Here is a 15483-nt window from a genome sequence, read left to right on the forward strand (position 1 = left end):
ATTTCTATTTTTGTACGAAATTATTAAAACCGTTTAAAAGCAATCAAAATGGCAGTAGAAAAAATTGAAAAAGCACTGGTAGAAGCTAAGGACAAGCTTTCTCAACTAGGCATTGAGGAGCAGCTGGTTTCAGAAATCGAATGGTGTTTGGGAAGTTACGCACACGACCAAAATGCCGAGGGCCTTTATGTAAAAGGTGCCGAGGCTTACTCAGCTCTTGAGAAGTTTAAGAAAACAAATGCCCGAAAGGTATCGAAGAAATTATTGGATGATCTGGAGAAGGCGATCAAATCCAAATAAAAAGAAATTCAACTAACAAAAAAAGGCTTTCCTTGTCTCTAATAAGAGCAAAGGAAAGCCTTTTTTTATACTCCAAAGAGGGAGTTTATTTTTTAGGAATGAGGTGTTGATCTGCAATGGATCTCAGGTAGCTTTTCTTGGTGCTAATGCTTGGGTCTGAATAGATATAGGCCGAAAGATCAGCTACCACACCAGGCTTATAGCCTAATGCCAATGCAAGGCGCTCGCAAAACTGTATCTCACTCTGATAGATTTTTCCATCCACCTTCATCAGTTGAATGACATCAAACAGATAGGTGAACTTCTCATCAGGCGGTAAATTTTTGAGATTCGGAATGGGCCTGGGGTTGTCTATGATCAACTCCACTTCTTCCCGGGAAAGCCCACAACGCTCTCCTATTTTATGAATTAGTTTGCTCTCTTCTTCGGCCAAAAATTTATCAGCCATAGAAAGGTGAACCAGAATGCTCAGTTGTTCTTCATTGGGTAACATAGTGTGAAGATAATTCAAAAAATGAAAACCTATCTCAAAACTATTCTTGATTTATGCAGGAGGCCTGCGGGAGCGCTGATATTGATTAAATGGGTGCCATTAATGAGATACTGGGGAAGCTGAAGGTTGGTAGCCGTACTTTCCGGAATCAGATGGGTCTGGAAGGCCAATTTGCCCTCCGGGGTATACATTGTGATGCTTGTAGCGACACCCGGAAGCAGGTTTTCGATGCTCAGGGTCCGGTTTCCGTTTTCCAGCAGGGTGGGGTATATTTTGGTTCTGCTACTTTGGCTGGGTACTATGTGCCGTATTTCTGAATGCTCCCATTTGCCATCATAGTCTATTTGGCGTATGCGATAGTAGCAACTTCTGGTCAGTGGTAAATCTTCGTAAGTATAGCTGGATACCCCTTTATAAGTACCCTTTCCCGCCAGTTGGCCTATGACGCTCCAGTCTTCACCATTAAATGATTTTTCTACATGAAACCACTCATTGTTAATTTCCTGAGCTGTGGACCAGCTGATTTTTGGTCGCTGACTATCGGGCAGTACTACCTCGATGGAGAGCCAGGTTACAGGGAGTGCGCTTGCTCCGGCATAAGGAGACCCTATGTCACTACCTGAACCTACACCTTGTGCCGGGATACCGTAAGTATATCCGCTCGGAGTGTTCGCTCCGTCGCTGCTTTTTGCCCAACTAGAACCAGTGTTGTTGTCTGACTCCAATGAGGTGAGGTAGATGCTTTTGCCCTCTGAACTACTTACTGCGGGCCATGAGCCGGTTCCATTTTGGTACGATACCACATCCATAGCATTGGTGAGGTTGCCACTGTCATAATAGGCGCTATTGCCCCATAAGCCAAGTGACATTCCTGTATTGGAGAGGTCTGGTAGGTTGACGATGAGGGTGGGAACACTATTTCCGGTCCCCCAAGCCGCCTGAAAGTCAATATTTGTAATGTTTTGATCTATGAGAATGACTCCTTCGTTGGGTGCCAGAATGTAACTTCCGCTTATAGGGGTGTTACCAGCACTTCCCGAGTTGTCAAAAAGAACAAAGCCTTCCAGGTCTATGGGATTTGCTGTGTTATTATAGATTTCCACCCACTCGTAATCCGGCTCGGTGCTGTTGGGGTCATACATGATCTCAGTGATCAGAATCTCGGGATGAGTATTTCCTACATTTACTACTATGTTGTCAATGGCAAATTCATCTCTGGCTCCGATGCCAGACTCATCGTCAAATTGCCACGAAAGGTAGAAATGACTCCCGCTGGCCCATGACAGGCCATAGATCGTTTTAGTGACGGAGTACTTTACCCATTCGGGACTGACATCCGCTGTGGTAGGGGTTGAGACTTTTTTGAATCTAACTGTTTCATATGTGGTATTATCTGCACTGAAAGCTAAATTAATGGCACTGGATGCATTTTGATCATTGTATACATATACATCATAAGAGACCGTGACCGTACGTATGGTAGTGGCAGCTATGTCGTTTTGTAGTTTCAGCCTCAGACTTCCTGGTGTCATGTCCGTATCGTCGGCCTGAAAGCCGAGTGCGTAATCGGGAGATAAAATTGTGCCGGTATTGAAGGCATAAAGCCCACTCAAAAGAACTCCACCCTGAGAGATGCCTCCGGTAAAGTCACCAAGCACTCCGGTGCCATTGAAGTTCACATCACCATCACTCATGCCAAAGATGGCCCATGCACGTGAGTCCAGCTGCCCTAAAGTAACGGGGAGGCTCACCAATCCGATTCCTTGCAAAGGCCCCAGATTAACACCAAGCAGGGTATTGTCAAAGTCTATGGTATGGTCTGTATCGAGTGAGTTGATACTTAATTGAGCACTACTGGTGTAGAATGCCAGCAGCATTACGAGAATTATTTTGGTTTTGAGTAGAGTCATTTTATGCAGTAATTTGATCTCAACACAATGATAATTAGGGGGATAGGGCCTGGTTGGGTAAAAACGTTCAGTGATACCTTTTTCTCGTTGGAATTTTTTTAAACGAAGTGCTTGGAATTGATTTTATGCCTGTTGTACATTAGCGGCATGATTAGAACAAACACATACTACTGGTGGCACATACTCCTTTTAGGTTTATGAACAGAGGTGGTATGTAGAAGAAATATATCTTGTAAAACCCGCTGTTCACAGCGGGTTTTTTTTTGGACAATAAAAATCAGATGGAAAAAAAGTACCAACTCAAGATCAGACAGAAAAACCTCCTGGCAGACATGGTCACGCCAGTGGGGTTGTATCTAAAAATACGGGACAAGTTTGCCAAGTCTTTCTTATTGGAAAGTTCGGACTATCATGGATCTGAGAATAGCTTCAGCTATATCTGCTGTGATCCGATCGCTTCATTCAAAGTAGAGAATGATCGGGTGGAAATGGCCTTCCCGGATGGGTTGGTGGAGCATGCCACAGCTTCAGAGAAAAGTGAGGTACTTCCATTCCTGCGAGATTTCCTTGGTCGGTTTGATGTCCCCAGTCAGGGGGATAAATTCATTCGAACCGGACTTTTTGGTTATATGTCCTATGATGCCGTGCAGTATTTTGAGGACATTTCATTATCAAACCCAAGGACACCATCCTCTGAAATACCACAAATCCATTACAGCGTATTTCGATACATTATTGCGCTGGATCATTTCAAAAATGAGTGCTATCTCATGGAGTGCTACCTGGATGAGCCTCAGGATTCAGGTTTCGAAGATTTGCTCAATGTGATTTCTCAAAAAAATATTCCTTCTTATTCCTTCGAAAAGTCATCAGAAACAAGCTCCAATTTTGACGACAACACCTTTTTGGAGCGGGTGAACAAAGGGATCAAACATTGTGATCTGGGAGATGTCTTCCAGGTGGTATTCTCCCGTCAGTTCAGTACACACTTCAAGGGAGATGAGTTTCAGGTCTACAGAGCCTTGCGGTCTATCAATCCTTCCCCTTATCTCTTTTACTTTGACTATGGTGGATACAAGATTTTTGGGTCGTCCCCTGAAGCCCAGATTGTGGTCAACAGTGAGGAGGCAGTTATTTACCCGATCGCAGGCACCTTCAAGCGAACCGGTGATGATGCGGCAGATGCGGAATTGGCCAAAAAACTGCTGGAAGACCCCAAGGAAAATTCGGAACACATCATGCTGGTAGATCTGGCCAGAAATGACCTGAGTAAGAGTTCTGATGAAGTGAAAGTGGAGACCTACAAGGAAGTGCAATATTATTCGCATGTGATCCACTTGGTATCTAAAGTGACCGGAAAACTGCGAAAGGATGCTGATCCGCTTGACATTGTGGCCAGTACGTTTCCTGCAGGCACCCTGTCAGGAGCGCCCAAATACCGGGCGATGGAACTGATAGATGAAAACGAGAACATTGCCCGGGGCTTTTACGGTGGTGCCATTGGTTTCATGGACTTCAATGGGAATTTTAACCACGCCATTATGATTCGTACTTTTCTGAGCAGAGGCAGCCAGCTCTACTTCCAGGCAGGGGCAGGCATTGTTTCCAAATCTGATCCTCAAAGTGAGGTGCAGGAGGTATACAACAAACTGGCGGCATTAGAGTCGGCAATGAAAATGGCTGAAACGATCAACAACTGATGAAGAAGATATTAGTAATCGATAATTACGACTCATTCACCTACAATCTGGTGCACATCTTACGTGAACTGGGAGCAGATGATCGCATGGAGGTGCATAGAAATGACAAGATAGCTGTGGAATATGCAGAGGGTTTTGATCATATTTTGCTCTCACCGGGGCCGGGATTACCCAAAGATGCGGGGGTGATGCCTGAAGTCATTAGCAAATATGGTTCGTCCAAAAACATTCTTGGAGTCTGCCTTGGGCATCAGGGAATAGGAGAGGCCTTTGGTGCGGAGTTGTTTAACCTGCCCACTGTTTTTCATGGGGTGGCTACGGATGTGCAGCTCACAGATAAAAAGGATGAACTCTTTAGTGACCTTCCGAACGTATTCAAAGTGTGCCGATATCACAGTTGGGCAATCATGCCTGATACCATACCCAACGCCCTGGAGGTGACTGCAGTGGATGAGTCTGGCAACGTGATGGCCATCAGACATAAAGAATTCAACGTGAGAGGCGTTCAGTTTCATCCTGAATCCATCATGACAGAGCACGGAAAGAAAATGATGCAAAACTGGTTATCTGTAGAACTATGAAGCAAGTACTGGACAAACTGTTTAAATACCAATCCCTTTCGCGGGAGGAAGCTTTTCAAATCCTCTCCAATCTGACCACAGGTAAGTATAACAATAGTCAGATGGCGGCCTTTATGACCGTCTATCTGATGCGAAGCATCACTGTGGAGGAGCTGGAAGGCTTCAGGGATGCCATGCTGGAGCTTTGTGTGAAAGTGCCTGTGGACGAGTACAATGGCATTGACCTGTGTGGTACAGGAGGTGATGGCAAAAATACCTTCAATATCTCTACCATTTCATCCTTTGTGGTGGCAGGTGCCGGACAGAATGTAGTGAAGCACGGCAATTACGGAGTATCTTCTGTAAGCGGTTCTTCCAATGTATTGGAAAGCATGGGAGCTAAATTTACCAATGACATTGGCATCATCAGGAAAAGCCTGGATGAGGCCGGTATTTGCTTTTTGCATGCGCCGTTATTTCACCCTGCCATGAAAAATGTGGGGCCGGTCCGTAGGGAATTGGGGATCAAGACTTTTTTCAATATGCTGGGGCCCATGGTGAATCCTGCCATGCCCAGGAACCAATTGGTGGGTGTATTTAGTCTGGAACTGGCCCGTCTTTATGGTTATCTGTATCAGAAAACCGACAAACGTTTTGTCATCCTTCATGCCCTTGATGGGTATGATGAAGTTTCCCTCACTGGTGGGTTTAAGGCCATTATGAATGATCACGAGGAGGTCTTTCAGCCGGAAGACATCGGCCTCAAAAGGTTAAGAGCAGAAGATCTGTATGGTGGAGAAACTGTGGAGGAAGCCGTTGCTATTTTCAAAAGCATCCTTAATAATGAGGGTACCGAGCCACAGGTGGAGGCTATTCTGGCTAATGCCGGCCTGGCCATCTCGGTGGGAAAACAAATAAGTATAGGGGACGGAATAGCAGCCGCTCGCGAATCAATCCAATCAGGGAAGGCCCTGCAGTCTTTCAAAAACTTTTTAGCAGTGAACAACTCATGAATATACTCGATCAGATAGTAGCAGATAAAAAGGAAGAAGTAAGCCAAAAGAAAAGTCTTTATCCGGTGAAGCTCCTTGAGCAAAGTACCTACTTTGGAGCTCAGCCGGTTTCTTTGAAAAAATACATCCGGAGGCCGGATAAGGTAGGAATTATCGCTGAGTTTAAGCGAAAGTCTCCATCCAAAGGGATCATTAACGACGGAGCCAAGGTGGAAAGAACGTCCATTGGCTATATGCAGGCGGGTGCTTCGGGGCTGTCGATCCTCACAGATACCAAATATTTCGGGGGTAAAAATGAAGACCTCACCACGGCCAGAAGTTTTAATTTTTGCCCCATTCTGAGAAAGGACTTCATCATAGATGAGTATCAAATCATCGAGGCTAAGTCGATTGGAGCAGATGTGATCTTGCTGATCGCGGCCTGCCTCAAGCCTGAGGAAGTAAAGTCTTTAGGAGCTTTCGCCAGGTCATTGGGGCTGGAGGTGCTATTGGAGGTACATAATGAGGAAGAACTTAATAGTTCCATCAATGAGCACGTGGATCTGCTGGGGGTAAACAATCGGAATCTACAAACTTTTGTGACAGATGTGGATACCTCCAGAGAGCTGGCATCCAAAATTCCCGATGATTTTGTGAAAGTCTCGGAGAGTGGCCTCAATGACCCGGCAGTGGTGGTGGATTTGATGAGTCATGGGTATGAGGGATTCCTCATAGGTGAGTACTTCATGCAGAAAGGCAGCCCTGAAAAGGCGTGTAGTGATTTTGTGAAGCGCATTAAAGAACTCAAACACTAGCCGATGAAGCTGAAAGTCTGTGGCATGCGTGAGGTGGACAATATCCGGGATTTGCTGGCTTTGAAACCGGATTACATGGGGATGATCTTCTATGAGAAAAGCCCGCGACATGTGCTGCAAAGACCTGAGGTGGACCTTTCGGGGGTTCAGAAAGTGGGGGTGTTTGTGAATGCTTCTGATGAAGAAATGATAGAAAAGGCCCGGACTTACGGATTGAATTTGCTGCAACTGCATGGCGAAGAGCCTGTCGCACAGGTACAACGCCTAAAGAAACTTGGTTTTGAATTGATCAAGGTTTTTAGCGTGACAAATCATTTGCCCATTGCAGTAATGGAAGCGTATGCTCCTTATGTGGATTACTTTCTTTTTGACACCAAGACACCTGCTTATGGGGGTAGTGGAGAAAAATTTGACTGGAGGATTTTAAAGGATTATAATCTGGATAAGCCCTTCTTTCTGAGTGGAGGGATTGAATTGGAAGATATAGACACCATCCGGCAATTGGGGATAACCCAACTGTATGCCATCGATGTGAACAGCAGGTTTGAACTGGCACCAGCGGTAAAAGACATCAAAAAGATTGAAGCATTAAAAAGTAGATTATGAGTGAAGTGAGATCGAAATATTTAGTAGATGAGCGCGGCTATTTTGGCAAGTTCGGCGGAGCCTATATTCCCGAAATGTTATACCCCAATGTAGAGGAGCTCCGAATCCACTATTTGGAAATAATGAATTCCCCTTCGTTTCAAAAGGAATTTCAGCAGCTGCTGCGGGACTTTGTGGGACGACCAACTCCGCTCTATCATGCATCCAGGTTGTCGGAACTGTTCAACGCAAAGATTTACCTGAAGCGTGAAGACCTCTGCCACACAGGTGCTCACAAGGTGAACAACACGGTGGGGCAGATTCTGCTGGCCAAAGCCCTGGGTAAAAAGCGGATCATCGCCGAGACGGGTGCCGGTCAGCATGGGGTGGCTACGGCCACGGTATGTGCGCTGATGGGCATTGGGTGCATCGTCTACATGGGAGAGGTAGACATGGCTCGCCAGCGGCCCAATGTGGAGCGAATGAAAATCCTGGGAGCTGAGGTGCGACCAGCAAAAAGTGGCAGCAAAACGCTGAAGGATGCTACCAATGAGGCCATGCGTCACTGGATCAATAATCCGCAAGACACCCATTACATCATAGGCTCGGTAGTAGGGCCACATCCATATCCTGATTTGGTGGCTCGTTTCCAAAGTGTAATCAGTGAAGAAATTAAATGGCAGCTCTCGGAGAAAGAAGGGCGGGAAAACCCTGATTACGTTTTCGCATGTGTGGGTGGTGGCAGCAATGCGGCCGGAGCTTTTTATCATTACCTGGATATACCTGAGGTGAAGCTGGTAGCAGCGGAGGCCTCCGGATTGGGTGATCACACTGGTAAATCGGCGGCCACTACTGCGCTGGGTAGAGAAGGCGTGCTCCATGGCAGCAAGACCATCCTTATGCAGACAGATGACGGGCAGGTAATTGAGCCTTACAGCATCTCGGCAGGGTTGGATTATCCGGGCATTGGGCCATTCCATGCGCACCTGTTTGATTCAGGGCGGGCAAAGTTCTTTGGTATTACCGATGAAGAGGCCATGACGGCAGGCGTGTTACTAAGCCGCATGGAGGGGATCATTCCAGCCGTAGAGAGTGCCCATGCATTGGGGGCCCTTCATAAAATGACTTTTGAACCACAGGATGTGGTGGTGGTGAATCTTTCAGGTAGAGGAGATAAGGACCTGGAGACTTACATCAAATGGGGGAAATACTGATTAGCCATTTCAACACACCGACCAACAATTTTTAAAAACCAGTTAATGATGAATCGAATAGATCAGGCATTTATAGATAAAAAGGATCACCTGCTGAATGTGTATTTTACAGCGGGGTACCCAACACTGAATGATACCCTGGATATAGCCAGGAGTCTGAATGATGCAGGGGCAGATTTGATAGAAATAGGGTTGCCTTTTTCTGACCCGATAGCCGATGGCCCCACCATACAGGAGAGCTCGCATGTGGCCCTTGAAAATGGGATGACCCTTGCTTTGCTTTTCGAACAGCTCAAAGACCTCAGGAAAACCGTGCAGGTGCCTGTGCTGCTCATGGGCTATATCAACCCCATTCTCCAGTTTGGTTTTGAGGCTTTTTGTAAAAAATGTCAGGAAGTAGGAGTAGATGGTTTGATCCTGCCGGATCTGCCAATGTACGAGTATGAAGAAACCTATAAGGAAGTGCTTGATCAATATGGTCTCTACAATGTATTTCTGATCACCCCACAGACCTTGGGTGAAAGGATCACCAAAATAGACGAACTGAGTAGAGGGTTTATCTACATGGTTTCATCTTCCAGCACCACCGGAGCAAAATCCGGCATTAGTGAAGAACAGATCGCTTATTTTGAGCGCATCAAAGCATTGAACTTGAAAAACAGAAAATTGATTGGTTTTGGTATTTCTGATCATGCTTCCTTCAGCAAGGCATGCGCCTACGCTGACGGGGCCATTGTAGGGAGTGCTTTTATCAAATTGCTGGCAGAGGATAAATCCCCAGCCTCTATTAATCAGTACATTCAACAACTTAAAACCCCACAGTCATGATCATACAACTAGAACCCAACATCACCGCAGCCCAGAAGGAAGGACTTAAGGCCCAGATAGCTTCGTTGAAATACAAAACGAATGATGTGAAGACCCAAATGGGTGAGTACATTATCGGTATTGGTAAGGAAAAGTTTGATGTGAGGAATATTGGTCACCTGCCAGGGATTAAAGACATCCACATCGTTTCGGACGACTATAAACTGGTCTCCCGTAAATGGAAAGTAAATCGGACGGCTATAGACCTGGGAGATGGTGTGCTGATAGGGGACGGGCACTTTGCGATGATGGCCGGGCCCTGTAGTATTGAGGGGGAGGAGAATATTGAAAAGACCATTCAGCACCTGAAGGAAAACGACATCAAAATTATGCGTGGGGGGGTGTATAAGCCCCGTAGTTCACCTTATTCATTCAGGGGGATGGGTATCGATGGTCTGAAACTCTGGTACAAGGCTGCCAGAGAGAATGGGATCAAGATCGTAACCGAGGTGATGCAGGTTTCTCAGATTGCTGAGATGTACGATTATGTAGATATCTATCAGGTAGGAGCCAGAAACACCCAGAATTTTAACCTGCTGGATGAGCTGGGTAAAGTAGACAAGCCCGTGATGATCAAGAGAGGAATCTCGGGTACCATTGATGAGCTGTTGTACAGCGCAGAGTACGTTTTCGCGGGAGGCAATGAAAGACTTTTGCTTTGCGAACGAGGCATCAGAACTTATGAGAAAGCCTCCAGAAACACCTTTGACATTAATGCCATTCCAATATTGAAGGAAAAGACACACTTGCCGGTGATTGCAGATCCATCACATGGTGTGGGCATACGCGACTATGTGGAGCCGGTGGCGCTGGCTGCTACTGTGGCTGGTGCCGATGGGGTGATTTTCGAAATACACGAAAAACCAGAAAAGGCCTTCTCTGACGGGCAGCAGACGTTGGATTTTGAGGAGTCGGCCAGGCTCATCAGGAAAATGAAAGCTTTGAAAGAGCTGGAATAATAAAAAGGGATGTCTGCTGTACAGACATCCCTCTTGCTTTTATTTCGGTTATTGACTCATAGGAATTTCGATGATAATTTGACACCCTTCCCCGGGTTGGCTATTGATTTCCATGTTTCCATTAAACATCTCCACCCGACGCTTGATATTATTTAACCCAATGCCCTCGATAGCCTCTTTGGGTGAAAACCCTTTGCCATCATCCTGGATGATCATCTTCACTTTGAATTCGTTGGCCTGAAAGCAGAAGTCGAGCTTTGATGCCTGTGAGTGTTTGATGATGTTATTCAGTTGTTCCTGCAAAATGCGGTAAATATTGATTTTAAGTAATGAACTCAGTTCTACTTCCGGAGCCATTATGGCATCAAAGGAGATATGGTACTGATCATTGGAATTAATGCTTTGAAGTAGTTTATTCAGGGCGTCTTCCAGAGGGGTTTCCTCCATATTGGATGGAGCCAGGCGATGTGAAAGCTTCCTGATTTCATGGATGGCCGTGTCTGTATAATTATGCGCCTTGTCTATGCACTGGTGTTCAAACTCTGGCAAGGATTGCAGATGGTTCAGGTTCATGACTGAGGCTACCAGTAGCTGAATGATGTTGTCATGTAGCTCCTGACCCAGCTCGTAACGCTCTTCTTCCTGAGTATTGATGATGGCTTTGGCAATCTTCTGTTCGGCTGTGACGCTCTCCGTGATGTCTCTGCTCACTCCGATCATAGATACAGGCTCTCCATGATCATTCATAGTCACGATGGCGCTTGCTTCAATATGACGAATCTGGTGATTAGCCCATACCACCCTGAATTTTTCATTGAAGTGACCCGTTTTCATGGCCTCTTTTACACGCGCCTCGAAGCTGGCTACATCGCGTGGGTGAATGGATTTAGTCCAGTCATTGTAAGAGTGTTTAAAGTTGCCCAAAGGCACCTCGTACATGTCAAACATATATTCATTCCACACCATTTTGTTATTCACAATGTCCCAGTCAAAGATCCCCATGCCTGCAGATGTGGTGGCCAGGATCAATCGATTGGAAAGTTGCTGAAGTTCCTTTTCTGCCTTTTTCTGATCTGTGATATCCTGCATGGCGCCCAGCATTCGTACCGGTATTCCATGGTCATCAAACATCACATAAGACCGGTCCAGGATATACCTGTAAGTTCCATCCGGGTGGCGGAAACGGTATTCCTCAGTGATTGAATCCTTTCCATTTCGGAGGGCATTGCTCATGGATCTTTTCAGGCCATACACATCATCAGGATGCACTCTTGAAAAGAATGAGTCATCATTCAGGAAATCGGTCGTTCTGTTTTTTCCATAGAAGGTATAGAGCTGATCATTTCCGAGTAAGGTATTGTGTACAATGTCCCAATCCCAGACGGCATCATTTGTGACTTTGGAAATGAGTTCGTAGCGTTCATTGGACATTCTCACCATTTCTTCCGCCTTTTTGCTCTCTGTGAGATCCAGGAACGATCCCATAATCTTGAGTTGCTCATCGGGGGCAGCCATAAAGGCGAAGCACCTGATGAGAAGGATTCCGTATTCATTAGGGCCTACTTTGTACCGGATTTCATCAGTCCATCCGGTGGCCTTTTTGTTTTGAATCTGATCCAGTTTATCCATGACTTTCACCTGATCCTCAGGGTGAATCTTTACCAGCCACTCCTCAAAAGAGGGAACGCCATCTTTAGGGTCGAAACCGAATAAGAGGTAGTGACTCTCACTCCACCAGGCCTTATCGCAAGAAGGACACCATTCAAATAGTGCGTCGTTGGTTGCCTTGGCGATAAGATTGAACCGCTCATAGGAGTGTTGTAATTTCAATTCTCTTTTTTTGGATTCTGTAATATCCTGGAGTGTTCCCTCGGCTTTCGAAAACTTTCCATTTTCATCAGATGTACCGGCGCTCACCATTCTTAGGTGGTACAAGTCTCCTGTCGATCTATAGAATCTGAATTCTGTTTCTTTTGGGGTGTTATCCAAAGTAATAGTTTTCCGAGCGGTTTTTACCTTCTCAAGGTCATCCGGGTGGATCATCGCATATAAGTCATCTTCCGGAATGGGGCCATTCTCTTTTTCCCTCCCGCAGATTTTATACATTTCATCCGACCAGTAGGTTTCGTTGGTGTCCCAGTTCCACTCCCAATAGCCTAGCTTGGCTATTTCCTGGGCGGTGGTAAGCTGCTTGTGTGACTTGTGGAGGGATTTTTCAGCATTTACTTTTTCACTGATATCAATTCCCACACCTATCAGGCAGGTTTCACCATTGTATTGAACGGCTATTCCAGTGAAATAGTAGGGTACCCGTTGACCGTTTTTCAACAAGAGATCCGCTTCTACATTATCTTCTCCGGAGATGAAGACGTTACTGATTTTTTCGGTGAGCAGCGCACGCTGATCTTCATGGAAGAACTGGATGGGATGCATGGCGCTGATTTCAGCACCAGAGTAACCCGTTACGGCTTCTAAATTATTGTTCCATCGATAAAATTTACCTTCCTGATTGAACAAATAAAATACCCCGGGCAGGCTGTTGAGGATGTTGTCGGAGAGATCCTTTTCCTCAAGAATTTTTTTCTCCGCGAGCTTTTGAGCCGTGATGTCCTGAGTGGCTCCCTTAATCCCAACCACCTGATCATTCTCTATTTGAGGTTGCCCGATGACTCTGAGCCATTTTCCGGATCTCTGAAGCTGGACTTCCAGATCATAGGGAACCCGATCCTTAGTAGCTCCAAGGATGGCGTTGCGGAGATCTTCTTGCGAGGAGGCCGTGTACAGATCAAGCCAGGATTCATCGGTGAGCGGTATATCGTCAGTTAAGTCGTGTATTTGGAGAAACTCCGGGCTCCAGTCTCTTTTGGAATAGTTGTTAATCCCAAACTCCCAGGCACCTATTTTAGCTATTTCACCTACTTCTTTGAGTAATTGGTCCCTTTCCTTGAGCGCTTTTTCAGCTTCTTTTCTTTCGGTAATGTCTCTTACGATCGCCTGGATGTTGCCACCTTCTGCGAGCTTGGAACTGATCTCCACCAGAAACTTTTCCCCATTCTTTCTCGTGGCCACGCGTTCCACCATCCGATGGACTCCCGAAAGCAATTCTTGCATCATTTCGGGAAAGTCATTTGCTTCTATCAAATCAAGGATGCCAAGCTTTTTCATCTCTTCGGCGGTGTACCCTGTCATTTTTAAGCCACTCTGGTTAACATCTACGATCCGGGCCCTGGCATCGGCAATGAAAATCCCATCCGATGCATGATTGAATAGTGATTTGAATTTTTGTTCGCTTTTTTGAACCCGGTTGGATGCTTCACGCCTTTCGGTCACATCATGCTGCACCCCGAAGTGCCCGATGATTCGATCTTTTTCGTCATAGAGTACCGTATAGTCGCCTTCCACCCAGAAACTGGTACCATCAAATCTACGCTCGTCAGTATCTATTTTCAGTTTGCCCTGATCAAAGAAATCACGCCAGATGGTCTTACCATATTCCATGTCGTGTTCAAAAAAATCTTTCGGCGTAAGGCCAATATATTCTTCCTCCCTGGCGCCATACTGGTCCAGCATGGCCTGATTGACTTTAGTGATTCGCTGATGATTAAACACATAATCCAAAGCCGCATCTTTGTCGGTAGCTTCATTCCACTCGATGGGCTCATCCAGCATCATAAAGAAGAATCCGCTGAGTGAGTTGTTAAAAAAGAGATCCATTTCCTTCTTACTTTCCAGTAAGTGATTTTGAACCCTTTTATTCTCTGTGATGTCTTGTACCAGAGACATGATGGAGACCACTTCGCCAAGCTCATTTTTTAAGGTTGAATTATACCAGACACAGTCTATTACTTTACCAGACTTGGTGTAATTCCGGTTAAAGGAGACGTTTCTGCTTACCCTGCCAGATATTAAATCTTCTGCTACTTTGTTAGTTTTTTCAAGATCTTCCTCATAGATCAGATTAAAGCCTGTGATGTCGTTGCTTAGTATTTCCTTGCTCGACCATTCAAAAATCTCCTCGCACCTGGCTGACCATTGGGTCACTTTGAGTGATCTGTCGTATTCCACTACCCCCAAAGGACTGTTATTCAAATGGGCCGAAAGCTGAATGTAGGTTTGCCTGAGTTCCTCCTCTGTACTCCTGCTTTTTGTGAGGTCGTTGGCAGTGACTATTTTATAAGGCTTGCCACCGAGTTCAATGTTTTCAATGGATACGGATACCGTGATGAGCGTCCCATCTTTTGCTCTCACCTGTCTTTCCAGGTTGATAGTGCGCTCACTGGCGGCCAATTGCTTCAATACTTTTTCGCGATCACCCGTGAGGTCATCAGAGATGAGCCCACTCTCAATGGAAGTTTTTCCGATGAGTTCATTTTTTGAGTAACCCAAAAGCTTGCAGAGTGCTGGATTTACTTCGATAATTCTAAACTTGTCATCCAACATGGCTATTCCTAACACATTCGAATGAAAAGTCTTCTGAAACAAAGAGTCCTGAGCTACCTGATCCAGAAGGCTGGGGGTTTTATGAAAGATGATACAACCCAGGAAGTTATCAGATAAAAAGTCACCGTCATAGGTGTAAGTGTATTGGACGTGGTGTGAGTCTCCATTGCAGCCACTGAGATAGCATTCCCCTTCGCTGGGCTCCTGGATGCTGAGTTTCTGGAGATTGAAAACCGTGTCTAAGCTTTTACCTTCCAAAGAACTGTACCCTGTTATTTGAAGGGCTCTATCGTTTGCATGAGTAATACTACCGTAGGAGTTTATGAGCAGCACTGGAAAAACACCGTTTTCAAAAAATGGGTGACCTTTTATTTTATATTGAACTGTATTATTCATTTTGACAGATTTTGTACTAAAAAATGGTAATACAAACCAATCAATTATGGAGAGATCATTCTTGAAAACTCGTTGAATAAGAAGATTTGATCGGCGGAAAGCGGTTTTCCCAGGGAAATAGTGGTCATTAGTTGTTAGATCGTGCGCAAACCCTATTTTCAGTCATTATTGTTGTATTTACCTTTCATATAGAGAATCTGCGATCTGACAGTTCTGATTATCCGATCCCCATCCTTATTGTTATCTTTGCCG

At 45.4% G+C, this 15483-nt stretch carries 12 protein-coding genes; 9 read left to right on the top strand and 3 right to left on the bottom strand.

From position 1 onward, the window contains the following. The first annotated feature begins 48 nt into the window (after positions 1 to 48). Positions 49 to 300: a hypothetical protein gene (locus tag RIH33_RS17320; protein ID WP_406655149.1), complete on the top strand. Its 252-nt coding sequence runs from the start codon at positions 49 to 51 to the stop codon at positions 298 to 300. Positions 301 to 385: 85 nt separating this feature from the next. On the opposite strand, the gene RIH33_RS17325 is transcribed toward RIH33_RS17320, so the two are convergent. Both RIH33_RS17325 and RIH33_RS17330 read right to left on the bottom strand, forming a co-directional pair. Continuing rightward, a complete protein-coding gene (locus RIH33_RS17325; RefSeq protein ID WP_406655150.1) occupies positions 386 to 793 on the bottom strand; it encodes a TerB family tellurite resistance protein in 408 nt (135 codons plus the stop codon). A 29-nt stretch (positions 794 to 822) separates the two neighbouring features. Next, positions 823 to 2703 (bottom strand): lamin tail domain-containing protein, encoded by a 1881-nt coding sequence (locus RIH33_RS17330; protein WP_406655151.1) that lies wholly within the window; start codon positions 2701 to 2703, stop codon positions 823 to 825. A gap of 281 nt (positions 2704 to 2984) precedes the next feature. On the opposite strand from RIH33_RS17330, the gene RIH33_RS17335 reads away from it, so the two are divergent. Genes RIH33_RS17335 through aroF form a run of 8 tightly spaced genes read left to right on the top strand, consistent with a single transcriptional unit; the run spans position 2985 to position 10395 of the window. Beyond that, positions 2985 to 4403, top strand: coding sequence for an anthranilate synthase component I family protein (locus RIH33_RS17335; protein WP_406655152.1), 1419 nt, complete (start codon positions 2985 to 2987; stop codon positions 4401 to 4403). Next, positions 4403 to 4984 (top strand): anthranilate synthase component II, encoded by a 582-nt coding sequence (locus RIH33_RS17340; protein WP_406655153.1) that lies wholly within the window; start codon positions 4403 to 4405, stop codon positions 4982 to 4984. The genes RIH33_RS17335 and RIH33_RS17340 overlap by 1 nt, the downstream gene beginning before the upstream one ends. Further along, positions 4981 to 5976: an anthranilate phosphoribosyltransferase gene (trpD, locus tag RIH33_RS17345; RefSeq protein WP_406655154.1), complete on the top strand. Its 996-nt coding sequence runs from the start codon at positions 4981 to 4983 to the stop codon at positions 5974 to 5976. Before RIH33_RS17340 ends, trpD begins: the two co-directional genes overlap by 4 nt. Next, positions 5973 to 6770 (top strand): indole-3-glycerol phosphate synthase TrpC, encoded by a 798-nt coding sequence (trpC, locus tag RIH33_RS17350; RefSeq protein ID WP_406655155.1) that lies wholly within the window; start codon positions 5973 to 5975, stop codon positions 6768 to 6770. The genes trpD and trpC overlap by 4 nt, the downstream gene beginning before the upstream one ends. 3 nt (positions 6771 to 6773) lie before the next feature. Next, a complete protein-coding gene (locus tag RIH33_RS17355) occupies positions 6774 to 7376 on the top strand; it encodes a phosphoribosylanthranilate isomerase (protein ID WP_406655156.1) in 603 nt (200 codons plus the stop codon). Further along, positions 7373 to 8569, top strand: a complete 1197-nt coding sequence (gene trpB, locus RIH33_RS17360; protein ID WP_406655157.1) for a tryptophan synthase subunit beta — start codon at positions 7373 to 7375, stop codon at positions 8567 to 8569. Before RIH33_RS17355 ends, trpB begins: the two co-directional genes overlap by 4 nt. A gap of 48 nt (positions 8570 to 8617) precedes the next feature. Then, positions 8618 to 9397 (top strand): tryptophan synthase subunit alpha, encoded by a 780-nt coding sequence (gene trpA / locus RIH33_RS17365; RefSeq protein WP_406655250.1) that lies wholly within the window; start codon positions 8618 to 8620, stop codon positions 9395 to 9397. Beyond that, positions 9394 to 10395: a 3-deoxy-7-phosphoheptulonate synthase gene (aroF, locus tag RIH33_RS17370; protein WP_406655158.1), complete on the top strand. Its 1002-nt coding sequence runs from the start codon at positions 9394 to 9396 to the stop codon at positions 10393 to 10395. The genes trpA and aroF overlap by 4 nt, the downstream gene beginning before the upstream one ends. Positions 10396 to 10443: 48 nt before the next feature. Here the strand turns inward: aroF and RIH33_RS17375 are convergent, their stop codons facing one another. Continuing rightward, entirely contained in the window at positions 10444 to 15231 is a 4788-nt protein-coding gene (locus RIH33_RS17375; RefSeq protein ID WP_406655159.1) for a PAS domain S-box protein, read from the bottom strand. Positions 15232 to 15483: the final 252 nt, after the last annotated feature.

The organism is Marinoscillum sp., assembly GCF_040222955.1.
Taxonomy (GTDB): Bacteria; Bacteroidota; Bacteroidia; order Cytophagales; family Cyclobacteriaceae; genus Marinoscillum.